General features: G+C 67.8%; 20 protein-coding genes. 12 read left to right on the forward strand and 8 right to left on the reverse strand.

Going from position 1 to position 24,441, the window contains the following annotated elements:
* Positions 1–37: 37 nt before the first annotated feature.
* Positions 38–529: a beta-class carbonic anhydrase gene (locus tag AC3A6P_RS24460; RefSeq protein ID WP_487694488.1), complete on the reverse strand. Its 492-nt coding sequence runs from the start codon at positions 527–529 to the stop codon at positions 38–40.
* Positions 530–676: 147 nt separating this feature from the next.
* Here AC3A6P_RS24460 and AC3A6P_RS24465 point away from each other — a divergent pair, with 147 nt between their 5' ends.
* Genes AC3A6P_RS24465 through AC3A6P_RS24480 form a run of 4 tightly spaced genes read left to right on the forward strand, consistent with a single transcriptional unit; the run spans position 677 to position 6,115 of the window.
* Positions 677–1,654 (forward strand): ABC transporter permease, encoded by a 978-nt coding sequence (locus AC3A6P_RS24465; protein WP_487694489.1) that lies wholly within the window; start codon positions 677–679, stop codon positions 1,652–1,654.
* Positions 1,651–2,562, forward strand: a complete 912-nt coding sequence (locus AC3A6P_RS24470; protein WP_487694490.1) for an ABC transporter permease — start codon at positions 1,651–1,653, stop codon at positions 2,560–2,562. Before AC3A6P_RS24465 ends, AC3A6P_RS24470 begins: the two co-directional genes overlap by 4 nt.
* A gap of 20 nt (positions 2,563–2,582) precedes the next feature.
* Positions 2,583–4,409: a dipeptide ABC transporter ATP-binding protein gene (locus AC3A6P_RS24475; RefSeq protein WP_487694590.1), complete on the forward strand. Its 1,827-nt coding sequence runs from the start codon at positions 2,583–2,585 to the stop codon at positions 4,407–4,409.
* 11 nt (positions 4,410–4,420) lie between these two features.
* Positions 4,421–6,115, forward strand: a complete 1,695-nt coding sequence (locus AC3A6P_RS24480; RefSeq protein ID WP_487694491.1) for an ABC transporter family substrate-binding protein — start codon at positions 4,421–4,423, stop codon at positions 6,113–6,115.
* On the opposite strand, the gene AC3A6P_RS24485 is transcribed toward AC3A6P_RS24480, so the two are convergent.
* Both AC3A6P_RS24485 and AC3A6P_RS24490 read right to left on the reverse strand, forming a co-directional pair.
* Positions 6,075–7,331 carry an alpha/beta hydrolase gene (locus AC3A6P_RS24485; protein ID WP_487694493.1) on the reverse strand — a complete coding sequence of 419 codons (1,257 nt, stop codon included), beginning with the start codon at positions 7,329–7,331 and terminating at the stop codon, positions 6,075–6,077. The genes AC3A6P_RS24480 and AC3A6P_RS24485 overlap by 41 nt on opposite strands.
* A 30-nt stretch (positions 7,332–7,361) precedes the next feature.
* Entirely contained in the window at positions 7,362–8,468 is a 1,107-nt protein-coding gene (locus AC3A6P_RS24490) for an alpha/beta hydrolase fold domain-containing protein (RefSeq protein ID WP_487694494.1), read from the reverse strand.
* A gap of 131 nt (positions 8,469–8,599) precedes the next feature.
* Here AC3A6P_RS24490 and AC3A6P_RS24495 point away from each other — a divergent pair, with 131 nt between their 5' ends.
* A complete protein-coding gene (locus tag AC3A6P_RS24495) occupies positions 8,600–10,042 on the forward strand; it encodes a WS/DGAT/MGAT family O-acyltransferase (protein ID WP_487694496.1) in 1,443 nt (480 codons plus the stop codon).
* Here AC3A6P_RS24495 and AC3A6P_RS24500 read toward each other — a convergent pair.
* On the reverse strand, positions 10,029–10,847 hold the full coding sequence (locus AC3A6P_RS24500) for a lysophospholipid acyltransferase family protein (protein ID WP_487694498.1): 819 nt from the start codon (positions 10,845–10,847) through the stop codon (positions 10,029–10,031). The genes AC3A6P_RS24495 and AC3A6P_RS24500 overlap by 14 nt on opposite strands.
* Positions 10,848–10,979: 132 nt before the next feature.
* On the opposite strand from AC3A6P_RS24500, the gene AC3A6P_RS24505 reads away from it, so the two are divergent.
* Together AC3A6P_RS24505 and AC3A6P_RS24510 are read left to right on the forward strand one after the other, a co-directional pair.
* Positions 10,980–12,194: an acyl-CoA dehydrogenase family protein gene (locus AC3A6P_RS24505; protein WP_487694499.1), complete on the forward strand. Its 1,215-nt coding sequence runs from the start codon at positions 10,980–10,982 to the stop codon at positions 12,192–12,194.
* Between the two features lie 66 nt (positions 12,195–12,260).
* Entirely contained in the window at positions 12,261–13,619 is a 1,359-nt protein-coding gene (locus AC3A6P_RS24510) for an LLM class flavin-dependent oxidoreductase (protein ID WP_487694500.1), read from the forward strand.
* Here AC3A6P_RS24510 and AC3A6P_RS24515 read toward each other — a convergent pair.
* From AC3A6P_RS24515 to AC3A6P_RS24530, 4 genes are all read right to left on the reverse strand, one after another.
* Complete coding sequence (locus tag AC3A6P_RS24515) at positions 13,616–16,249, reverse strand: AAA family ATPase (RefSeq protein WP_487694501.1); 2,634 nt, start codon at positions 16,247–16,249, stop codon at positions 13,616–13,618. The genes AC3A6P_RS24510 and AC3A6P_RS24515 overlap by 4 nt on opposite strands.
* On the reverse strand, positions 16,246–17,385 hold the full coding sequence (locus tag AC3A6P_RS24520; RefSeq protein WP_487694592.1) for a metallophosphoesterase family protein: 1,140 nt from the start codon (positions 17,383–17,385) through the stop codon (positions 16,246–16,248). Before AC3A6P_RS24520 ends, AC3A6P_RS24515 begins: the two co-directional genes overlap by 4 nt.
* Before the next feature lie 74 nt (positions 17,386–17,459).
* Positions 17,460–18,821 carry a PepSY-associated TM helix domain-containing protein gene (locus AC3A6P_RS24525; RefSeq protein WP_487694502.1) on the reverse strand — a complete coding sequence of 454 codons (1,362 nt, stop codon included), beginning with the start codon at positions 18,819–18,821 and terminating at the stop codon, positions 17,460–17,462.
* A 66-nt stretch (positions 18,822–18,887) separates the two neighbouring features.
* Positions 18,888–19,418 carry a hypothetical protein gene (locus AC3A6P_RS24530; protein ID WP_487694503.1) on the reverse strand — a complete coding sequence of 177 codons (531 nt, stop codon included), beginning with the start codon at positions 19,416–19,418 and terminating at the stop codon, positions 18,888–18,890.
* Positions 19,419–19,466: 48 nt separating this feature from the next.
* On the opposite strand from AC3A6P_RS24530, the gene AC3A6P_RS24535 reads away from it, so the two are divergent.
* The 5 genes from AC3A6P_RS24535 (at position 19,467) to AC3A6P_RS24555 (ending at position 24,431) form a co-directional block, all read left to right on the forward strand.
* Entirely contained in the window at positions 19,467–19,979 is a 513-nt protein-coding gene (locus tag AC3A6P_RS24535) for a SixA phosphatase family protein (RefSeq protein ID WP_487694593.1), read from the forward strand.
* Positions 19,980–20,111: 132 nt separating this feature from the next.
* The gene (locus AC3A6P_RS24540) at positions 20,112–21,134 is read left to right on the forward strand and encodes an amidohydrolase family protein (RefSeq protein ID WP_487694505.1); all 1,023 of its coding nucleotides are present in this window, start codon (positions 20,112–20,114) and stop codon (positions 21,132–21,134) included.
* Positions 21,131–22,270: a Gfo/Idh/MocA family protein gene (locus AC3A6P_RS24545; protein WP_487694506.1), complete on the forward strand. Its 1,140-nt coding sequence runs from the start codon at positions 21,131–21,133 to the stop codon at positions 22,268–22,270. Before AC3A6P_RS24540 ends, AC3A6P_RS24545 begins: the two co-directional genes overlap by 4 nt.
* A gap of 14 nt (positions 22,271–22,284) precedes the next feature.
* Positions 22,285–23,364 (forward strand): Gfo/Idh/MocA family protein, encoded by a 1,080-nt coding sequence (locus AC3A6P_RS24550; RefSeq protein WP_487694507.1) that lies wholly within the window; start codon positions 22,285–22,287, stop codon positions 23,362–23,364.
* On the forward strand, positions 23,361–24,431 hold the full coding sequence (locus AC3A6P_RS24555; protein ID WP_487694509.1) for an amidohydrolase family protein: 1,071 nt from the start codon (positions 23,361–23,363) through the stop codon (positions 24,429–24,431). The genes AC3A6P_RS24550 and AC3A6P_RS24555 overlap by 4 nt, the downstream gene beginning before the upstream one ends.
* Positions 24,432–24,441 lie beyond the last annotated feature (10 nt).

The following is a 24,441-nucleotide window of genomic DNA, read 5'->3' on the forward strand; positions in this document are numbered from 1 at the left end:
TCGCGGCACCGCAGCGCAGGTATTTCCCGCACCTCGCCTAGAGAGTCACCTCGTGCAGCCGCCCGGTGGCCACGTCGAACACGAAACCGCGCAGCGACTCGTGCTGGGTGACGAACGGACTGGCCTCGATACGCCGCAGTGATTGACGGACGTCCTCCTCCAGGTCTTGGAATGCCTCGGCGGCCCATTCCGGCTTGATGCCGGTCTCGTCCTGGATCTGCTGTTTGAAACCGTCGTCGGTGAAGGTGAGCATGCCGCAGTCGGTGTGGTGGATCAGGATGATCTCCCGGGTGCCGAGCAGTCGCTGGCTGATGGCCAGCGACCGGATCTCGTCGTCGGTCACCACTCCCCCGGCATTGCGGATGACGTGGGCCTCGCCGTCGTGCAGCCCGAGGATGCCGTAGACGTCCAGGCGGGCGTCCATGCAGGCGACGACGGCGACGTGCTTGCTCGGAGGCAGCGGCAACGGGCCTCGAAACGTCTTGGCGTACTCCGCGTTGTTGGCCAGGTACTGATCAGTGACGGACATCGCTCGACGTTAACAACGCGGGCCTGCAGTCCCAGCGGCTTCGATCACGCTGATCCGAACAAAGCGGACGCGCCGACCTCACGCTCTGCGCCGGTCCGCTGACATCTCTTACCCTGTGCCAATGCCGCACAGCCCCGTGAGCCGCGCATGACGCGTTTCCTGACGCGCCGTCTCCTCAACTACGTGGTGCTGCTGCTCCTGGCGTCGTTCTTCACCTTCACCTTGGCGTCGCTGTCCTTCGAGCCGCTGGACAGCTTGCTGCAGCGCAACCCACGACCACCGCAGGCGGTCATCGATGCCAAAGCCGCCGAGCTGGGGCTGAACCTGCCGATACCGCTGCGCTACCTGGACTGGGCGTCGGGAGCCATCCAGGGCGACTTCGGCACCACCGTCGGCGGACAGCCGGTGGCCGACGAACTGTGGCGGCGCATCGGCGTGAGCTCACGGCTGCTCCTCATCGGCTCCGTGGTAGGGGCAGTGGTGGGCGTCGTCGTGGGCGCCTGGAGCGCCATCCGGCAGTACCGGCTCTCGGATCGTGTCATCACCATCGCCTCATTGCTGATCATCAGCGCCCCGACGTTCGTGGTGGCCAACCTGCTGATCCTGGCGGCGCTGCGGGTCAACTCGGTTCTGGGCGTCCAGCTGTTCGATTACATCGGCGAGACGTCACCGGATCCGGTCTACGGATGGTGGAACCAGTTCGTCGACCGCATCCAACATCTCGTACTGCCGTCGTTGACGCTGGCGTTGGGCGCTATCGCCGGGTACAGCCGCTACCAGCGCAACGCCATGCTCGACGTGCTGGGCCAGGACTTCATCCGCACCGCCCGCGCCAAAGGCCTGACCCGCCGCCAGGCATTGTTCAAACACGGCCTGCGCACCGCGCTGATCCCGATGGCGACCCTGTTCGCCTACGGCGTCGGGGCGTTGGTCACCGGCGCGGTGTTCGTCGAACAGATCTTCGGCTGGCACGGCATGGGTGAATGGACCATCCAGGGCATCAACACCCAGGACACCAACATCGTCGTCGCCGTCACGCTGTTCTCGGGCGCGGTGGTCCTGCTGTCCGGTCTGCTGTCGGACATCTTGTACGCGATCCTCGATCCGCGGGTGCGCGCCCGATGACCACCGACTCCGCCCAGTCCGGGCTGCACACCGAAGGGTTCACCTCGCGGCGCCAGCTGGTGGTACGCCGCTTCCTGCGCAACCGCCCCGCTGTGGTGTCGCTGGCGGTGCTCACGCTCATGTTCGTGGGCTGCTACGCCCTGCCGCCGCTGCTGCCGTGGTCGTACACCGATCTGGACTACTACGCACTGCAGGCACCGCCGAGCCCACAGCACTGGTTCGGTACCAACGCCCTGGGCCAGGACGTCCTGGCCCTGACGTTGCGGGGTATGCAGAAGTCGCTGCTCATCGGTCTGTGCGTGGCACTCATCTCGACGGTCATCGCGGCCGCGGTGGGCGCCGTCGCCGGCTACTTCGGCGGCTGGCGCGACCGGGCCTTGATGTGGCTGGTGGACCTGCTGCTGGTGGTGCCCAGCTTCCTGCTGATCGCGATCCTGTCGCCCCGGATCAGAGACTCCGGCGGCAACATGATCCTGTTGATCGTGTTGCTCGGCGGGTTCAGCTGGATGATCAGCTCACGGATCGTGCGGGGTATGACGATGAGCCTCCGCGATCGCGAATTCGTAAGAGCCGCACGGTATATGGGCGTATCGAACCGGCGGATCATCCTTCGCCACATCCTGCCCAACGTCGCCTCGATCCTGATCATCGACACCGCCCTGAACGTCGGGGTGGCCATTCTGGCCGAAACCGGGCTGAGCTTCCTCGGATTCGGTGTCCAGCCACCGGACGTCTCGCTGGGCACCCTGATCGCCGACGGCACCAAGTCGGTGCTCACCTTTCCGTGGGTGTTCCTGTTCCCGGCCGGAGTCCTGGTGCTGATCGTGCTGTGCGCCAACCTGATCGGCGACGGCCTGCGCGACGCCGTCGACCCGGGCGCAGGGCAGCTGCGTCGGAGGAAGAAGTGAGCGCACCGCCGGCCGGCACGTTGTTGGAAGTGAAAGATCTGACGGTGACTTTCCCGACCGACGGCGCCCCCGTGTCGGCGGTGCGGGGGGTCAGCCTGCGGGTGGACCCGGGCGAGGTGGTGGCCGTGGTCGGCGAATCCGGTTCGGGAAAATCGGCGACCGCCATGGCATTGATCGGCCTGCTGCCCGAGTACGCCGACGTCAGCGGGTCGGTGCGACTCGGCGGCGCCGAACTGCTGGGTCTGGGCGACACCGAGATGTCCCACATCCGTGGCAACCGGATCGGCACCGTCTTCCAGGACCCGATGTCGGCGCTGACCCCCGTCTACACCGTGGGAGACCAGATCGCCGAGGCGATCGTGGTGCACCAGCGTCGCCGTGGCGGCGTGGACCGGCGCCAGGCGCGCCGGCGCGCGATCGAGCTGTTGGAACTCGTCGGGATCAACCAGCCCGAACATCGGGCCCGAGCGTTTCCCCACGAGCTGTCCGGCGGCGAACGCCAACGCGTGGTGATCGCGATCGCGATCGCCAACGACCCCGACCTGCTGATCTGCGACGAGCCGACCACCGCGCTGGACGTGACGGTGCAGGCGCAGATCCTCGAGGTCCTCAAGACCGCCCGCGACGTCACCGGGGCCGGGGTGCTGATCATCACCCACGACCTCGGCGTGGTGGCGGAGTTCGCCGACCGGTCGCTGGTGATGTACGCCGGGAGAGCCGTCGAGACGTCGACTGTCCAGGAGTTGTACCGCGACCGACGGATGCCCTACACCATCGGCCTGCTGGGGTCGGTGCCCAGACTCGACGCTGTGCAAGGCACCCGTCTGGTGCCGATACCGGGGGCACCGCCGTCGTTGGCCGCGCTGGAGCCGGGCTGCCCCTTCGCCCCGCGCTGCCCCCTGGTCATCGACGAATGCCGCACCCAGGAACCGGATCTGGTGCAGGTCGGTGCGGGCCATTCCGCCGCCTGCATCCGCACCGACCAGACCGAGAATCGCAGCGCCGCCGACCTTTTCGGTGTGGCCACCACACCGCAGGCAGCTCCCTCCGCAGAAGGTGACGTGGTGGTGCAGGTGGAGAACCTGTCACGCACCTACACCCTGACCAAGGGGGCCGTGTTCCGTCGCGCCATCGGGGAGGTGAAGGCCGTCGACGACATCAGCTTCGAGCTCCGCAGCGGCCAAACCCTGGGCATCGTCGGCGAGTCCGGCTCCGGGAAGTCGACCACCCTGCACGAGATCCTGGAACTGGCTGCCCCCCAGGCCGGTTCGATCACCGTGTTGGGCACCGATGTCGCGACCCTGGACACCGCGCGTCGCCGCGCGATGCGACGCCACCTCCAGGTGGTGTTCCAGGACCCCACGGCATCGCTGGATCCACGCCTCCCGGTCTCCGACGTGCTCGCAGAACCCCTCCAGGCCAACGGTTTCGACAAAGGGGCCATCAGCAGCCGGGTGGCAGAGCTGCTCGAGCTCGTCGGGATGCGCCGCGAGGACGCCGTCCGCTACCCGGGCGAGTTCTCCGGCGGGCAGAAACAGCGGATCGGCATCGCGCGGGCCCTGGCCACCCAACCGAAGATCCTCGCTCTCGACGAGCCGGTGTCGGCGTTGGACGTCTCGATCCAGGCCGGCATCCTGAACCTGCTGCTGGATCTGCAGCAGCGATTCGGACTCTCCTATCTGTTCGTCTCGCACGACCTGTCGGTGGTCAAGCATCTGGCGCACCGGGTGGCGGTGATGTACAAGGGCGCGATCGTCGAAGAGGGTGACGCCGAGGCGGTGTTTGGCCGACCGCAACACGAGTACACCCGGAAGCTGCTGGCCGCGGTACCCCAGGTGTCCGGATAGCATCAGTGGGCATGACGCTTCGACGCTGCGCCGCTGCGCTGTTGGCCGCCACCCTGCTGCTGGCGGGCTGCTCCAGCGAGCCGCAACAGCCGCCCCCGGCAGGCGGCAACGCCGAGGTGGGCACCACCAGCGACATCAACCCGCAGGACGTGGCGAACCTGCAGCAGGGCGGCAACCTGCGGTTGACGCTGCCGGCGATGCCGAACAATTTCAACCCCTCGCACCTGGATAGCGAGGGCACTGGCGCCGCGATGTTGCGGTGGACGATGCCGCGAGCGTTCCGGGTGGCACCCGACAGTTCCACGGAAGTCAACACCGACTTCTTCACGAACGTGGAGCTCACCAGCGAGGACCCGCAGGTGGTCACCTACACCATCAACCCGGAGGCGGTGTGGTCCGACGGCACCCCCATCACCTGGGAGGACATCGCCTCGCAGATCAACGCCACCAACGGCAAGAACCCGGAGTTCATCATCTCCAACGCCGCGTTGACCGAGCGAGTGGCCTCGGTGACCCGAGGCGTCGACGACCGTCAGGCCGTGGTGACCTTCGGATCGCACTACACCGACTGGCAGAATCTGTTTTCCGGCAACGACATGCTGCTGCCCAAGTCGATGACCGAGAACCCGGAAGTGTTCAACCGCGGCCAACTGGAACGGCCCGGACCCTCGGCGGGGCCGTTCATGGTGGAGTCGGTGGACCGCACCGCACAGCGAATCACCTTGGTACGCAACCCGAAGTGGTGGGGTGAGCCCCCACTGCTGGACCGGGTCACCTACCTCGTCCTCGACGACGCCGCCCGCATCCCGGCCCTGCAGAACAACACCCTCGATGCCACCGCCGTCGCCAGCCTCGACGAGCTGACCACTGCCCGCAACACGCCCGGCATCGCCATCCGGCGTACGCCCGCCAACAGCTGGTACCACCTGACCTTCAACGGCGCGCCCGGCTCCATCCTGGAGGACAAGGATCTGCGCCTGGCCATCATGAAGGGGGTCGACCGCCAGGCCATCGCCAACGTCAGCCAGCGCGGGCTGGTCGACACCCCCGTTCCGCTCAACAACCACATCTACATCGCGGGTCAACAGGGATACCAGGACAACAGCCAGGTGGTGGCATTCGACCCGGAGAAGGCCAAGCAGGAACTCGACGCGCTGGGCTGGACCATGAACGGCCAGTTCCGCGAGAAGGACGGCCGCCAGCTGGTGATCCGCAACGTGTTCTACGACTCGCTGCCGACCCGCCAGATCGCGCAGGTGGCGCAGAACAGCCTGGCGCAGATCGGCGTCAACATGCAGCTGGTCCCCGCACCGGGTGGGAGCCTGTTCACCGACTTCGTCACCGTCGGCAATTTTGATGTCGCGCAATTTGCCTGGGCCGGCGATGCATTCGCGTTGTGCTGCCTCACCCAGATCTACACCAGCGGTGCCGAGAGCAACTTCGGCAAGATCAGCACCCCTGAGATCGATGCCAAGGCCAACGAAGTGCTCGACGAGCTCGACCCGGCGCGGGCGCAGGAACTGGCCAACGAATTCGACGGGCTGATCTGGGAAGAGGGCTTCAGCCTGCCGTTGTTCCAGTCCGCCGGCAACGTCGCGGTGCGGGACACCGTGGCCAACTTCGGACCGGCCGGCCTGGGCGACATCGACTACACCAAGGTCGGTTTCATGAAGGCGGGTCAACCTTCCGGCCCGCCTTCGGGATAACGCTCTCGACGGCCGTGGCCGCGGTGACGGCACCGACGAGGGCCCGGATCTCCAGGTTGGCGGGCAGCGCGTCGAGTTCCTCTGCCCGGTCGGCCAATTCGTGGCTGCGGCCGTCGACCACGGCCTTGGCCACCTCCAGGGCCGCGCGTTCGCGGGTGTCGAGCATGCTGTGGGCGGCCGTGGGCATCCGCACCAGCACCGAGTCCGGGATCAGCGCAGCCACCTTCTCCGCCAGCGCGGGCGGGGTGGTCAGGTCACGCCCGCCGGAGAGCACCACCGTCGGCCACGTGAATGCCGGCATGCTGGCCGCCAGGTCATACGGTTCCGCTTCGAAACTGGGTGCCGGGCCGGGCATTTCGTCGGCCATCTGCGCCAGTGCCGGTGACGGGTCCAAGGGCAGCCCATCGGGCTCGCCGGAGAAGTCGAGCTCGCGGAAGGCAATGCGGCCCACCAGATCGACCTCGTTGCGGTAAGGCGCCTTGCGCAAGGTGAAGCGGTTCAGCTCGTCGATCACCCGCCACAACAGCGTGCGGCCTTCCAAAAGCAGGTCCAGTTGCCTGTTCAGTAGGTCCGGGCCGCCGTAGCCGTAGATCATGCCGATGATCTCGCTGGCGTCCGAGGTCAGCACCCCGTCGGCGACCAGCCGGCGGACCTTCGGCGCGATCTCGGCGGTGTCGGGTTCGTCGCCGTCGAGCAACAACCCCCGAATCGCTTGCCGCACGGCCTCGATGTCCTGCGCCGACAGCACCGGCGAGTCGAGCACCATCGCGGTGATGCGGCTCGGGTGGGACACCCCCAGACCGGCCGCGAGGTAGCTGCCGTAGGACGTGCCGTATACGACGGCCCAGTCGATGTTCTCGTGGTCCAGTACCGCCTCGATGTCGTCGACCGTCTGGTGCACGGTGATGGCCTCCAGCGGCAGGTCGTCGCCGCTGTCATCGTGGCGCGACATCCCGATTCCGCGGTGTTCCACCATGATGACGTCGAGGCCCTGGCTGGCCGCCCGGCGCCGCAGCCCCTTGTACAGCTGCACCGATGCCATGCCCGGTCCGCCGGGGATGATCACCAGCGGATGCTCGGAGCGCTCACCCGAACGGACGTAGTAGAGGTCGAACTCGCCCGCGCTGCCGGGGGTCACCGGCCGGCGGATCGATTGCACGCCCGGCATGGCAGCGAGCTTGAGGTGCACCTTGCGGCGTTTGGCATTCAGCGTCATCGCCGCTCATTGTGCCTGGCGTTGCTGTGGTCAACCTGCGCGCCGCGGCGCCCCCATCAGGTGATCTCGGTGGACCTGGCCGAGGAACTCCCCGATGGCGTCCACCGCGGTACCGGTGCGGCGGCCGTCGATCAGGTCGAAGGCGTGCCCCGCGCCGGGGAGTTCCAGATAGGAGACCCGCGACCGGGACACCGCACCGAGCCGGTCGACGAACGCTCTGGCCTGTTCGATGGGGATGATTCCGTCCGAGGTGCCGTGCACGACGAAGAAGGGAGGCGCCTCGGCGTGTACCCGCGCAAGTGGCGAGGCCTGCTCGAAGACGTCGGGCCGGTCCTCGAGCCGACCCCGGACGACGATCTGTTCGAGGAATCGGACAAAATCCTCGCGTTCCCGGGTGGAGCGGTCTACCCAGTCGTAGCGGCCGTAGATCCCGACCACGGCGTTCACCGATGTGTCGGCGTCAGACGCCAGCTCGGTGCTGAACTCCGGCGCGCCCACTGTCAGCCCGGCCAGCGCCGCCAGGTGCCCGCCCGCCGAACAGCCCGCCACCGCAACAAAATCCGGGTCACCGCCCACCGAATCGACATGTTCGCGCGCCCACGCGATGGCCGCTTTGACGTCCTGGACGTGGCGCGGCCAGCGGTGCTGGGGAGCCACCCGGTAGTCGATCGACAGGCACACCCATCCCAGCCGGGCCAGGTGCGACATCAGCGCGTACCCCTGCAGGATCCGGCTGCCGTGCACCCAACCGCCACCGGGCAGGAACACCAGTACCGGCGCCGGACCCGGCGGCAGATCCTTGCGCCGCCACACGTCGAGCAGCTGCCCGCGCGCAGGACCGTAGGCGACGTTGCTGCGGTACAGGAATTCCCGTCGCTGCGACATGGCCCGCAGCATGGGTGGCACCGTGTCCGACGACCATTCCAGGTCAGGCTGCTCGATCACCGGATCCGGGTGCGGAGTGGCCGGGGCTTTCGGCCGGCACATGCCCGCGAGGACCGATGGCAGCACGCGGGATCCGAAGGCACCGACGGCGGTCAGCGTGCCCAGCGCGGCGAAATGCCGGCCGATGACCGGTAGGCGGACGGCGGTATCACTGATCGCCAGCGCGACGTCGAGCGGCGGGATACGAAACATCGGAAAAGCGTAACCCTCGAGGGTGCCGATTCCTGGCACTTCGGCGACCTGGGGTCCGATTGCTCGAATTCGCCGGATCCCGAGTCGACAGGTGTTTCGATAGGGACGGCCGACCGGAAGGCGGGGTGACGATGAAACGCCTCAACGGCATGGACGCGATGCTTCTCTACAGCGAGACGCCGAATCTGCACACCCACACCTTGAAAGTGGCGGTGGTCGACACCAGTGAGTTCCCCGGCCCGTTCACCTTCGAGCTGTTCCGGCAGATCGTGGGCCGCCGGCTGCACCTGCTCGACCCGCTGCGCTACCGGCTGATCGACATCCCTTTTCGCCTGCACCACCCGATGTGGTTGACCGACAGCGATGTCGACCTCGACTACCACCTGCGCCGGGTGCAGGTACCCGCCCCAGGCGGGCGCCGCGAACTGGACCAGGTGATCGGCGAGGTGGCCGGTACCCCGCTGGCCCGCGACCGGCCGTTGTGGGAGCTGTATTTCGCCGACGGGCTGGCCGGTGACCGCATTGCGGTGATCGGCAAAGTGCACCACGTTCTCGCCGACGGCGTGGCCTCGGCCAATCTGCTGGCACGGGGTATGGACCTGTCCGGGGGGCTCACCGACGAGCGCGACACCCCGGCTTCGGTACCGACACCGTCCTCGGCGCATCTGATCCGCACGGCCGCCCAGGACCATCTGGCCCAGCTCGCGCACCTACCGGCCTTGGTCATGGACGCCGTCGCGGGATTTCGCGAGGTGCGCAAGCGATCCCGGGAGCGCGGCACGGTGCCCGATATGGCCAAACCCTTTGCCGCTCCGGCCACGTTCCTCAACCATGTGGTGTCACCGGCCCGGACGTTCGCCAGTGCGCCGCTGTCGCTGGCGGAGGTGAAGGAGACGGCCAAGAAGCTGGACAGCACCATCAACGACCTCATCCTGGCGACCGCGGCCGGGGCGCTGCGGACGCTGCTGTTGCGCTACGACGGTCGCGCCGACGAGCCGCTGGTGGCGTCGGTACCGGTGAGCACCGACCGCTCACCGGAGCGCATCGCGGGCAACATGATCAGCGGGCTGATGGTGTCCCTGCCGGTGCACCTGGCCGATCCCCTGGAGCGGTTGCGGGTGACGGCGCAGTCCACGTCGATCGCCAAGGAGAACCACGAGCTGATCGGGCCGGATCTCTACACCCGGTTCATGTCCTATCTGCCGACGGCGTTGGCGCCCAGCATCTTCCGATGGCAGGCGGCCCGGGCCGACACCAACAAGCTGATGAACGTGCCGGTGTCGAATGTGCCGGGCCCCCGCGAGCGTGGGCATCTGGGTGGCGCGGTGGTCACCGAGATCTATTCGACCGGGGTGCTCTCGCCCGGTGTGGGACTGAACATCACGGTCTGGAGTTATGTGGATCTGGTGAACATCGCGGTGCTCTCCGATGACCGCACGTTCGACGACACCCACGAGGTCACCGATGCCATGGTGGAATCGTTTGCGCAATTACGCTCGGCCGCTGGGTTTTCCGGCATTCTGGAGGTACCGCCGGCGGCGCTGCCGCGCGCGGCGGCACTCACCCGAGGATAGGGAAGCGGCGCTGCCGCGCCAGCCGGTCGATCGCGGTCTGCATCACCCCCCGCACATGAGCGTCGGCCTCGGCGATATCGGGGTCGTCACCGAAGAGGGCCGCGACATCGATGGGTTCCAGGACTTCCGTGACGATCTTGCTGGGCAGCGGGACGTTGGGCGGGATGAGCATCGACACCCCGAAGGGGAACCCGACGCTGACCGGCAGGATGTCCATCCGGGCCTTGGTCAGGCCCAGGCGTTTGGCCAGCCAGTTGCCACGGGTGAGGAACAGCTGGCTCTCCTGGCCGCCGATGGACACCACGGGCACGATCGGCACCCCGGCTTCCAGAGCGGTGCGGATGTAGCCGGTGCGGCCGTTGAAATCGATGGTGTTGGCGCTGAAGGTGGGGCGGTAGGAGTCGTAGTCGCCTCCGGGGAACACCAGGACCACTGCCCCGTCGTGCAACGCCTTGGCGGCGCTTTCGCGGCTGGCCTCGATGACGCCCACTTTCCCCAGCAACTCCCCCACCGGCCCCATCACCACGCCGTAGTGAGCCAGGGTGTACATCGGCCGGTCGTAGCCGAATTTCTTGTAGAACTCGGGCGCGAGCACCAGGACGTCCGGGGTGAGCATGCCGCCGGAGTGGTTGGACACCGCCAGCGCCGCCCCGGTGGCCGGGAAGTTGTCGAGTCCGCGCACTTCAGCGCGGAAATATCGCTTCACGACCGCGCCGGCGTACTTGGCGACCTGTTCGGTGACCACCGGATCGAATTTCGCGGTTTCGCGGGCTACCTGCTGGTCGATGTTGTCGTCGGCGTCCATAGGTCCCCCATTGGATACATGGCTCTCAGATGCTGAGAATAACATTCTCCAGCGGGTGGTCGTCAGCAAGCCCTTAGGTTCGGGCTGAGCCTAAGCAGTGCCTGCGCCGTGCGCCGTCGGTAGAACCGGGGCATGACACAAGCATCCGCCGTGGATCTCCTCCTGCCAGGCACCGACGCCTTCGCCGCGCTGCTCGCCGATATCGGCGCCGGCGCCAAAGACCGAGACCTGAACGACGAGAACCCTTTCGATCAGGTCGCCGCGCTCAAGCGAGCCGGTTTCGGTGTGCTGCGACTCCCGCAGGAGTACGGCGGCGCGGGGCTGTCGGTGCGCGAGTTGTTCTCAGCCGTGATCGACGTGGCTCGCGCGGATCCCATTGTGGCGCACATCTTCCGAACTCACTTCTGGTTCGTCGAAGAGCGGCTGCGCACCATCACCGACCCGATATCACAGCGCTGGCTGCGCGAAGCGGCCGCCGGCAAGATCTTCGGTAACGCGTTCAGCGAGAAGGGCAGCCTGGCCGTCGGCAGCCTGGTGTTCAACACCCGCCTGCTGCCCGGCGACAACGGGATCTTCCGGCTCACCGGCGAGAAGTACTACAGCACCGGCACGCTGTTCTCCGACTATTTGACCGTGGCCGCCACCACCGACCACGACTCGGTGACCACCGTACTGGTGCCCACCGACCGCACCGGCGTCCGCCTGGTTGATGACTGGGACGGCTTCGGCCAGCGCCGAACCGGCACCGGCACCACTGTTTTCGACAATGTGGCGGTGGCGCCCGAGGAGATCCTGGTGGACTCGCCGTACGACGCCGAGCCCACCCCCACCGTGCAGTACGCGTCACTGCAGCTCTACATCCACGCCGTGGTGGCCGGTGTGCTGGCGTCGGTGGTCGACGACGGGGTAGCGCTGCTGCGCTCGCGTACCCGCAGTTTCAGCCATGCGATCAGCGAAAACCCGGTCGACGATCCGCTCCACCAGAAGCTGCTCGGCGAGTTGGCCAGCACCGCCTCCGTGGCGCGGGCAGCGGTACTCGATGCCGCCGATGCCATTGCCGCGGCCAATGATTCGGCCGTCGACGGGGTGCCCGACGCCGATGCGGCTCAGGAGGCGCAGCTGCGCGCCGCCAAGGTGAAGGTGCACCTGGATGCCGTCGCCCCCGAGGCCGCCACCCGGTTGCTCGAACTCGGCGGCGCCAGCGCCGCCAGCCGGGCCCGCAACCTGGACCGGCACTGGCGCAACGTCCGCACCATCACCCTGCACAATCCCGTCGCACTCAAGGCCGTCGCAGTGGGAGCCAATGTGCTGCACGGCACCCCCGTCCCCGCCAACGCCTACTTCTGAGAGGGATTTGGGCGCGCTCGTAACCGCTCAGCGGTTACGAGCGCGCCCAAATCACAAGGAGAAATCATGACCAAGCAACTGCATCTCGGCGGTTTTCAGATCGCCTCCCAGGTCACCCATTCACACGCCGCGTGGCGACACCCGGCCAGCGACCCGAACTTCCTGACCCCGGAGTACTACCACCGCATCGGACGCATCCTGGAGCGCGGCAAGTTCGACTTCCTGTTCTTCGCCGACCTGCTGGCGGCCCCGGTGCGCTACGGCGACGGGATCGCCGAGCCGTTGCGGCGCGGCACCCAGGCCACCGCCACGCTGGACCCGTCGATCGTGGCGGCCAGCATCGCCGCCGTCACCACTCACCTCGGTGTGGCGATCACCAAGTCCGCCACCTTCTTTCACCCGTATGAGTTGGCGCGGATCTTCTCCAGCCTCGACCACATCACCCGCGGTCGCGTCGCCTGGAACATCGTCACGTCGCTGACGCAGGGCGAGGCACAGAACTTCGGCCACGACGACCATCTGGGCCACGAGTTCCGCTACGAGCGCGCTGACGAGTTCGTGCGCACCGCGCTGGAACTGTGGTCCAGCTGGGAACCCGATGCGCTGGTGCTGGACAAGCAGTCCGGGGTGTTCGCCGACCCGACGCGGATTCGGCACATCGACCACGCCGGCCCGTACTTCCGCTCCCGCGGACCGCTCAACGTGCCGCACTCCCCGCAGGGCAGGCCGGTCCTGATCCAGGCCGGGTCATCGAATACCGGAAGGGATTTCGCGGCACGCTGGGCTGAGGCGATCTTCGAGATCGACCCCACCCCCGAGGGCCGGCGCGCCTACTACGACGACATCAAGTCCCGGGCGGTGAACTACGGCCGCAATCCCGATCACGTGCTGATCTTCCCGGCGTTCATCCCGTTCATCGGCGAAACCGAGTCGATCGCCCGGGAGAAGCAGGCGTTCCACAACGAGTTGGCCGACCCGATCTCCGGGCTGATCACCCTCAGCGTGCACACCGACCACGACTTCTCCGGTTACGACCTGGACGCACCCGTCGACGACGTGCAGGTCACCGGAACGCAGGGATTGTTCGACACCGTGCGCCGGGTCTCCAACCGGGACAAGCTGACCCTGCGCGACGTGGGCAAGTGGTATGCCCAGGGCGTGCTGCTGCCGCAGTTCGTGGGCACCGCCCGCCAGGTGGCCGACCAGATCGAGGAGGCGTTCACCGGCGGTGAGGCCGACGGGTTCATGGTGTCGTCAGCGTCGACGCCGGGCACGTTCAACGATTTTGTGGACGCGGTGGTCCCGGAACTGCAGCGGCGCGGGCTGTTCCGCACCGAGTACTCGGGAACCACGCTGCGTGATCACCTGGGCTTGGCGCCGGCCACCTTCCACGCACCCGACCGTGTCAAGCAGGCGACCGGTTAAGCCGTGACCTCGATGTGGTGGGCGCCCGCCACGCCCAGGTAGCGCTCGGGTGTGCAGGTCAGGACGATGACCTGCCCCTGGGCGCCCGCCACGTCGAGTACCTCGTTCATCTTGGTGAGCCGCTGCGGGTCGGTGAAACCGAGGGCGTCGTCGATCATCACCGGCACCGAATCCTGGCTGTCGACCAGTGCCGCGACCGCCAGCCGCGCCACGATACCCAGCTGTTCCTTGGCGCCCCCGGACAGTGATTCATACGGCACGGTGCGCCCGTCGAGGGTGCGGCTGAGGATCTGCAGGTCGCTGTCGATGTCGACTTCGAAAGTCGGCCCGAAGACCACCCGGCCCAGGCGTTCGATCTCGGTCCGGAACGGATGGACGTAGCGCTGCCGGGTGGTGTCACGATGACGGGCCATCACGGTGCGCAGCAGGTTGGCCGCCCGTGCCCGGCCGGAGACCCGGGCATGCGCGGACGCGGCGTGTTCGCGCCGGATCTGCGCGGCATCCAATTTCCCGCTGCGGCCCTCGGTGCCGAACACCGCGAGCTCGACGGCGACATCGCGTAATGCGCCGGTGAGCTGCTGGTGGCGGGTTTCGACGGCCGCGGCGGCACTGCGGGCGGCGGCCAGCTCGGCGGCGACGGCCTCGGGCCCGGCTTCGGCCAGGCGGGTGGAGACCACGGCGACCTGGTCGGCGACGCGGGTGGCGGCATCGAGTGCGGCCTGAGCGTTCACCGCCAGCTCGTCATCGGCGGCCGCGGCGCGCTGCGCGGTGAGGCGTTCCTGAGCGGCCACCAGCTCGGCCTGCGCGGCGGTGGACTTCTCCTGGCACACCCGGGCCTGGGTGGACCGTTGCCCGAGTTGCGCCACCGCGGCGGCGGCAACTTTCTGCTGGGTGGCGCACTGCGAGCGCGTCTGGGTGAGAAACGTTTCGGCTGCGGCCAATTCAGCACGGGCCTGGCTGCTGTCGAGGGTCGCATCCCACAGTCCGGTTTCGGCCGGGGTTTGGGCGCGTAGTGCCGTCAGACGGGTACGCAGCTGGGCTACGTCGTCGTCGCCGCGCAACCCCTCCAGCGTGGCGGTGAGCCGGCCATGGCGTTCGGCGAGGTCGCGACGGCGCTGGTCGAGGGCGCGGGCCTGCTCGAGCCCCGCGACCCCGCCCTGGGCGAGCTGCTGGTGCAGATGCTGTTCGGCGGCAGCCAGTTTGGCGGTGATGTCGGCCGTGGTGGCGCCGGGATGGACGCGCGCGGCGAGCATCCCCGGCAGCCGTATGGTGGTGACGTCCTGCGCACTGAGGGTGTGGGACTGGCCGGCTTCGAGGGCCACCACCTGATCACCGACGTTCAGCTGTACCGCGGATTCGGCGGTGATCTGCACCCGGGGCGCGATCAGGCCGACCTGTTCACGAACCACCTCGACCGCCGCGGCGGCCCGCTCGATGGCACGGAAGATCTTGTCGGTCAACAGGATCGGTGCCAGTTGCGCCGTGACCTCGACAAGCTCCCGGCTCAATACGTCGATCTTGGTGAGCCGGGCGGCCAGCTTGTCGGCCTCATCGCGGTCAGCCAGCTGCGCGACCGTGCGCCGCGCGGCATCAACACGTTCCTGCGCCTCGGCGAGTTCGGTTGCCGCCGCCTCGGCAGCGGCCTCGGCGGCGGTGACCATCTCACGGCCCACGGCTTCGGCTTCGGCCGCGTGGGCGGCGGCTTCTCCGGCCGCGACGACCGCGGCGCTGCGGGTTTCCACGTCGGCGCGCAACCGCAATCGCTCCTTGTGCGCCGCGGTGGCCGCCGCCGCGGTGGCCGTGGCGGCATCCCGTTCCAACTCGGCCGTGCGCAACTGATCACGCAACACGGCGATGCGGGCCGCGGCCTCCTCGGCGGCGGCGCAGCGCTGCGCGGCGGGCTCCAGTTGCGAGGCGACCTCGGCGAGCTCACCGGTCAATCGGGTGTGCAACCGGGTTTTCTCGTCGACCTCGGCGAGCGCCTGCGCGCACAGGGCCACTTCCTCCTCGGCCGCCTTCAGCGCCTTGACCGCCGCCGCCCACTCCCCCGTCGGCCGTCCGGTGGCCGTGAAATAGCGGGCGAATTCGGCGTCGATCTTCTCGATCAGCAGCGGCTCGGCACCCGAGAGCGCCGCGCCGGCGTCATCCCCGGCCGCGATGTCGAGGGCGCGCGACAACGCATCACAGCCGGAGACGTTCACGGTGTCCGTCGCCGCCGACTGCAACACCCGCTGCGCCTGCCACAGGCCGGTGTCGACGGTTTCACCGAGGATGGCCAGCACCCGTTCATGGGCTTCGTCACCGGTGAGCTGCTCGCGGCGCGGCGCCAGCACCGTCAGCTCCGTCTCACACTTCTTGTGGAACCGCTTGCGGTAGACGAATCGGTAAGCGCCGGTGCTGATCTCGGCCGTCACCTCGGAACCCACGTCAGCATGGGTGGGCTTGACCTGTTTGACGTCCTTCTTCGTGGAGCGGTCCTTGGACTCCAACAGCAGATCGAGGGCTTCGATCATCGACGACTTCCCGGCTTCGTTGCAGCCGTGGACCACAGTGACGCCATGCTCGGGAAAGTTGATCTCGCGGTGCGTGATTCCCCGGTAGTTGGTCAGTACCATCCGATGCAGCCTCATGCGGCACCTCCCATCGAGAGCCGCAGCAACAACGCCAGCGCGGCTTGTGCGTCTTCGGCGGATTCGGACTGCTCATCGCGTGCGGCGGCCACCAGTTCGTCCACCGCGGATGCGGCGAACCCGCCGAAGCCCAGGTCGGAGAACTCGTGATCGGCCGGCACCACCGCGATGTCACTTTGCTTGTCCCACAACCCCACCCATGCGAACAGCCGGGAGTACTTGTCCAGGCACGCATCCAGCGCGGCGCGCTCGGTGACGGTCAGGGTGCCGGTCAGCGCCAGCCGCGCCACGGTGCGGTCCTTGTCGGGCAGCAGATCGAGGTTGAGATCGAGGTCCGCGATATCGCGGCTGTCATCGACAGGACGGCGCAGGGTGACGAACCGCCAGGTGCCCACCCGGTGCGGCGTCACCGACACCTGCGCCTCGTCGAGGTCGACCACCAGCACATGTCCGGAATCGGGTTCGATGTCGTCGTAATTGGTGACTTCGGGACTGCCCGAATACCAGACCCGGCCGCTGCTCCCCACCTGCATCCGAGAATGCTTGTCACCCAACGCCACATAGTGCACCACGCCGGCGCTCAGCGCGCTCTCCAGAGCCGAGAGTTCGATGGCGCCGTGGCGGGTGGGATCAGGGTCGAGGATGTCCACCCCGCCGTGGGCCACCAGAACCCGTACCGTGCCGTCGGCCTGCACACCGGCCAGCGCTTCGGCGACGAGGTCATGTGTGGGCTTCTTGGAACGCCAAGGTGCCGAGACGATCTCGACACCAGGCCGGACCTGATGCGGCCCGGGGCGATCGAGCACGGTGACGTTGGCCGGGCATTCCCGGACGAACAGCGCGCTGGTGTACACCGACGACGCGTCGAGAGGGTCATGGTTTCCGGGCAGCAGGTACACCGGGACCTTGATGGCGCGCATGGCTTCCAGCGACTGGCTGATGACACGGGGATCAAGGTGGTTGTCCTCGAACACATCTCCGGCCACCACCACGAACTCCGCACCGGTTTCGGCGACCAGGGCACCCAGCCCCGCCACGGCATCGCGACGGGCCGCGGAGTAACGGGGCTGGGCTTCCCCTTCGAGGAAATGGCGGGTCATACCGAGTTGCCAATCGGCGGTGTGTACGAATCGCATCTCGGCGGCCGTCCCTTCTCCCTCGCGGTCCATGTCAAGCAGGCATGGCGAGTGTAGGACCGACCGCCGACAGATCAGGTCAAGCGCGGCGCGCGTCTGCGCTTCACCCTTCCCAACACCAGGTCCACCAGCACGAATGCCGCCAGTGACAGCCCCAGCAGCGGCAGGAACCAGCCCACCGCGAGCGCACCGCCGACCACCGAGGCAGCCGCCACCGGCGGGATCCGCCGCAGACCGCCACGCGGCGGGGGCCGGCCCACCACCCAGCCCGAACCGCGGGTGGGACGACGCTGCCACCACATCCGGTAACCGAGCACGATGACCGCGGTGACGCTCACCGCGACGGCCAGCAGCAACATCTGGTTGAGCAACCCGAACAGGAAGCCCATGTGCATCCGGATGCCCCAGTCGGCCAGCATCGCCACCGGCGAGTAGTCCCGCCAGTAGTCGACCTCTCCGGTGACCTCCGCGGTGGCCGGGTCCACCGCGGCGACGTTCGTGGTCAACCGCCACGGTTTATCGATCTCGCTGACCGAAACTCCGGTACCGGGCTCGGCGGGCAGGGCCAGCTCCACCGGAGCGTGCACACCGACCGCATCGGCGGCCTGCACCACGGCATCGAGATCGACGGCTGCGGGACCGACCGCCGAGCCACCGTGGCCCTGGTGTTCGGCGTGGTGGGCGACCGTGGTGTCGAGTTGCGGTCGCTGCCAGTTCAGGGCGCTGCGGATGTCGCTGACGTGCGCACCCGCGTACGTCGACCAGGTGATGCCGGTGGCGGACAGGAACAGGAGGAACGCCAGCGCCCACACACCGAGGCTGCCATGCCGGTTGAGGGTCTTGGCCCGGCCGGTGTGGGGTTTGTTCCGGCGGCGTCGCACCACCCAGAGGTAGAGCCCGCCGAGCGCCACCACCCACAGCCAGGACGCCGCGAGTTCGCTGTACACCCGGCCGGGCTCGCCGAGGTTCAGATGCCGGTGCAGGCCGTCCAACCAGGTGCTCACCGGCAGGTACCCGAGCCAGGTGGCCTCGTCGCCGAGCACCCGACCGGTGTAGGGATCGACGAACACCGCCCGCTGCAGGTCCTCGGGTAACCCCGGATCGGCGAAGTACACCCGGGTGGAGTCCGCGGGTCCGGGCGCGGGCCGCACGCCGGCCATCACCAGGTCGGGGAACGCTGCGCGCGCGGCGGTCGCCTGGTCCGTCAGCGACAGGGCCGCACCGCCGGGTTCCACGGTGAGAACGTCGCGGTAGACCACGCTTTCGAGGGTCGGCGCCAGTGCGTACAACGCGCCGGTGACCGCCGCGACGAGAATGAACGGGGCCACGAGCACCCCGGCATAGAAATGCAGCCGCATGATGAACGGCCGTGGGCTGCGGGTCGCTGTCGGGGGTGCGGTCGAGGGTGGGGCAAGGATTTCTTCGGGTGTTGCCATGACAAGGTCCTTCGGGTAGACGAGGTCACCCGAGCCGGCTCTGCGGACTCGGGCAGGAGAAATGCGCTACACGAAGAGATGCGGTGGACCGCGGGTGCCCGCCGTACACCCCAGCCGGACGCCGGGGGTTCCGCGGGAGGTGTCCAAGACGAACAGGCGCCGCGTCTGGTCGGCGGGCGCGGTTGCCGTGAGCGCCCGCACCAGCCGCCACACATAGGTGGCCAGCGCCGACCACGAACGTTCCGCGGCACAGATCAACGCCGCGCACAGCGCGGCGGCGGCCAGGTGTGCGGTCAGCATGACCGGCGGCAGCGACGCCCCGTGGCCGTGCCCGGCGGCGAACGACAAGGTGAGGTGTCCGACGGCCTGCCCGAGAATCAGGAACGCGGCCACCGCCCCGGCACCGCGCCCCCATACGCCGCCGGCGGCGACACCGACCACCGCGCACCCCAGGACCAAGATGGCCAGGGCCGCACCGCCGGGCACCATGCCGCCGCCGATTCCGTGCGCACCGACGGACACCGCGGCGGAACAGGCCCCGACCAGCCCGCCGCGCCAGCGCGCGGCGACGCGATCGGATCGGGGGCCGGATGCCACCGCCGGATCGTACCGTCGACGCTGATGACGTCGCTTAATCTGGGCAGCGTGAGCGACGACCGTCGGACGCTGATCCTGCTGCGCCATGCCAAGTCCGCCTACCCGGACGGAGTCGGCGACCATGAGCGCCCGCTGGCGCCGCGAGGTGAACGCGAGGCCGGGCTGGCCGGCGATTGGCTGCGCAGCGGTGTCGTCACGCCGCCGGTGCAGGCAGTGTTGTGCTCGACGGCCACCCGCACCCGGCAAACACTGGCCCGGACCGGGCTCGACGCGCCGGTGCAGTTCATCGACCGGCTCTACGGCGCGGTTCCCGGGACCGTCATCGCCGAGATCAACAAGGCGGTCGATGACGTCCGCACGCTGCTGGTCATCGGCCACGAACCGGCCATGTCGTCTGTGGCCCTCGGGCTGGCCGGCGCCCCCGGCACCAACGAGACCGCCGCCGAACAGATCACCCTGAAATATCCGACGTCAGCGCTGGCGGTGCTCCGTGTCGACGGGCCGTGGCGTGACGTACAGCTCGGCAGCGCGGTGTTGGAGACCTTCTACATCCCCCGGTGACCGGACGGGTTCGCCGACGTCGCCACTGTCGTGGTACGGGAGCCGAAGCAGCGCACATTCACGGACGACGACACTGTGTGCCACGCCACTGCCGCCCTAGGCTCGCTGTGACAGCTGAGGAGGCGACAAGCTTTGAGCGCAACGAGGGCGACACGTAACGACGGGCCGGTCATCGACATCCACTGCCACCGGGAATGCGGTCCCGCGGCGGAACTGATGGCCGAAGCCGCCCGTGCTGCCGGAAAAGTGGCGCTGGGACATGGCAATCCGACCACGCAAGCGGTGAACAAACGCCAGCTGGAGTTCATCCGGCCGAAGATGGACATCCTCGATGTTCGCATCGAGGACATGGACCGGATGGGCGTCGACATCCAGGCCGTCGCGGTGGCGGTGTACCAGTACTACTACTGGGCCGAGCCGGAACTGGGCGCCAAGGTCGCGCGGCTGGTCAACGAGGAATTCGTCGAGGCAGGAGCCAAGTACCCGGGGCGGTTCCTGCCGTTCGGCACCGTGCCGCTGCAGGACACCGACGCCGCCATCCAGGAATTGCGTTATCTGGCCGGCGAACTCGGCATGCGGGGCATCGAGATCGGCACCCACGTCGAAGGTGAGGAGATCTCCTCCGAACGGCTGCAACCCTTCTGGGCCGAGGTCGAGGCACTGGGGCTCGTCGTCGTCATCCACACCCAGGGCGCCACCCACGCGCAGCGGCTGGCCGACCACAACTTCGTCAACATCATCGGTCACGCCTTCGAAGCCACCCTGGCCACCGCGCATCTGATCTTCGACGGTGTGGTGGAACGACATCCGAACCTGAAGATCGTCGTGGTGCACGGCGGCGGCTACCTGCCCGCCTATGCCGGCCGGATCGACCACGGGTGGCGAGCGCGCGAGGACGTGAGTGAAGGAGTGCCACAGCTGCCGACGACGTATCTGCGCAAGTTCTTCTTCGACACCATGGTGTTCGAGCCGGGCCAGGTCGAGTACCTGGCCGACCTCTACGGCGCCGACCACGTGCTGCTGGGCACCGACTACCCCTACGACATGGGAGACGACGACCCGTTGGCTCTGCTGGGTGCGTGCACCGGACTCAAACAGGAAGAAATCGACCTCATCGCCGGCGGTAACGCGGCCCGACTGTTAGGACTCGCATGAGCTCGGCACTGGAAGCGCATGGCACCATCGGACTGGCCGTCATCGGCTGCGGCACCGTCGGGCGGATCCGCGCCAAACTGGCCCGGGAGTATCCCGGCGTGGGCTGGCTGGGTCTGTGCGATGTCGACGAGCAGACGCTGAAGAACCTCGAAGCAGACACCGACGCCGATTTCGCCACCACCAATGTGGCCGAGCTGCTGGCCCGCCCCGAGGTGGGTGCGGTGATCGTCGCGACCGATGAGCGGGAGCACGTCGATCCGATACTGCGGGCGGTGGAGCTCGGCAAACCCATGTTCATCGAAAAGCCGTTGGCCACCGATCCCGTTGACTCGGCCCGTGTTCTCGCGGCCATCCAAGATGCCGGGGTGGATGCGGTGGTGGGCTACACCCAGCGGTTCCGGCGCCGGTTCCAGACCGTCAAACAACGCCTGCGCGACGGCCAGATCGGTGACGTCACCACCGTGATCACCCGCGCGTTCATGAACCGGATGGTGCCCGAGGCCACGCTACGCAAGGTCAGCGACACCACCGGCCTGACCCCGATGGTGGTGTCCGGCACCCACAGCCTGGACATGAGCATGTGGCTACTCGAAGGCCGCAAACCCGTTGAGGTGTACGCCCGTTCGACGGATCGCACCCTGGGGCCGATCGGCACCAAGGACGGGACGTCGGGCATTTTCACGATGGATGACGGCGTGGTGTTCAGCATGAACATCAACTGGGCTCTGCCCACCCAGTGGCCCGGTGCGGTCTACGGACTGGAGGTCGGCATCGTCGGCACCCGTGGGGTCATCGACATCGAGGACACCCACCGCGACGTCATCCTGGCCTCCGAGATCGGCCAGCCCGCCGGCTACAACAGCCGCGGTTTCGAACCACCGGCGCCGCGGCATGTCGATTTCGTGGGTAGCTACCCGCCCGGTGACGTCTCCGACGGCCTGCTCTGGGGCCCGATGCGTGAGGAGACGACGACGTGGTTCGCCCGCGTGTGCCGGGGTGTCCCGACACCGCACGCCACCGCCGCCGACGGCCACGCCAACCTGCTGCACACCATGGCGATGGACCTGTCCGCGCGCACCGGAAAACCTGTGCCGCTGCCGATTTCGGCTGACGCACTACGTGCCGGCCTGAGCTGAGAGGAACAATCACCATGCGACAGATCAACTTCGGAGTCATCGGAACCGGCTGGTGCGGTGGTATCCGCGCGGTGGCGGCGGCCAACAGCGCCTTGGTCGGCGAGCTTCACCTCGCCGAGACCGACCCCGGCCGGCGTACCGAGATCGCCGGGCTCACCAACCCGGCGACGATCACCGACCGGTGGGAAGACATCATCGAGAATCCGGGCGTTGAAGCCGTGGCCATCTCGGCCACCCCGGAGACGCTGCATTTCCCGATGGCCAAGGCCGCGCTGGAAGCGGGTAAGCATGTGCTGCTGGAGAAGCCGATCGCCGTCACCCTCGACGAGGCCGACGAGCTGATCGACATCGCCGAGGCCAACGGCCTGAAATTCACCATCGGGTACTCGCAGCGCTTCAACGCCAAACAGGCGATGATCAAGCGCTCCATCAACGCCGGCACCCTCGGTGACGTCAGCAGCATCCTGTTGAGTCGCCACATCACCCGGTCGCTGGGCGCCAAGATCTCCTCGCGCACCAAGCTCTCTCCGGCGGCCATGGAAGCCACCCACGATCTGGACTTCGCTTTCTGGTGCCTGGAGCCGCGGCGACCGGTGCGGGTGTACTCCCAGAACGCCTGGGGGGTACGCAAGGACAGTCTCGGTTGCCCGGACTCCCAGTACATCGTCGTCACCATGGACGACGGTGTGGTGGTGACCATCGGCGCCGGAATGTCGCTTCCCCCGGGCTATCCGAACGCCTCGACCACCTGGATGGAGGTGATCGGTACCGAGGGCGCCATTCTGGCCGACGCCAGCCACCGGGACATCGTGCTCAACACCGTCTCCGATGGCGTGCAGTTCCCGTTGTCCACCATGCCCGGTGAGTACGTCGACCATGTGTACGCCGGCCCGATGGAGCGCGAGACCACCCATTTCATCGAGGCCGTGGCCTACGACCGGCCGGTGATGGTCGATGCCCGGCTGGCCCGGGTGACCATGGAGGTCTACATCGCCGCCGATCTGTCCGCCGAACGCAATCAAGTGGTGGAGCTGCCGTTGTCGGCCGCCGACCTGCGTGAGGCCACTGCCGAAGCGGCATTGTCCAACGCATGACCGAGTGGTGGCCGGAGCTGGCGCCCAAGGTGATGCCCTCGCGCGTGCCCAAACCGCACGGACTGTGCGTCGATGCGCACACCCACCTGTCGGTCCAGCCGGCCGCCGCGCTGGCCAAGCCGTTCTTCAAGCCCGAGTACGAACCGCGGTCACTGTATTCGTCGGCCGAGACCACCCGGTACAACGCGGAGTACCGGGCCAGCCCGCGCAACACCGCCCAGTTCGAGGACGCCGAACAGCGGTTGGCCGATATGGATGCCCAGGGTGTCGACGTGCAGGTGTTGTCCGTGCCGCCCACCGAGTACTTCTACTGGCTACCCGAATCAGAAGCATTGCGTGTCAACCGGATTCAGCATGAACGGTTCGCCGAGGTGGTGGCCACGTGGCCGCAGCGTTTCGCCGCCGTGGCCAACGTGCCTCTTGCGCATCCCCAGTTGGCGGTGGAGGTGCTGCGGGAGGCTCACCGCGACTTCGGTTTCCATGGGGTGGAGATCAGTGCCGACGTGCTGGGCACCGATCTCGACGACCGCCGGTTCGACCCCGTGTGGGAGACGGCGGTCGAGCTGGGTATGACGGTGATCCTGCATCCGCAGGGGTTCACCCACGGCCAGCGGTTCAGCGAGTACTACCTGGTGAACGTCATGTGCATGCCGCTGGCCTCCACACTGGCGGTGACCCGCATGATCCTCGGCGGGGTGTGGAACCGGCATCCGGGCCTGCGGGTGCTGGTGGTCCACGGCGGCGGCTACCTGCCGTTCTACGTGGCCCGCACTGACCACGCCTGGCGGGTACGGCCCGAGCTGCGCCATCATCTCGACACCCCGCCCAGTGAGGTGCTCAAGCGAATCTATGTCGACACCAACGTGTTCGACCCACACATGGTCGAGCACCTGGTGTCCACACTCGGCGCCGACCATGTGCTGATGGGTACGGACTATCCTTTCGACATGGGTACCGTGGACCCGGTGGGATTCCTCGCCGATGTCGACCTCGACCGTTCTGACCGTGACCGGATCCTCGGCGGCAACGCCGCCCGGCTCTTCGGAATCGACTCGGCGCGTCCATGATTCGCCGTAG

It is taken from the genome of Mycobacterium sp. Soil_C_30 (genome assembly GCF_057656995.1).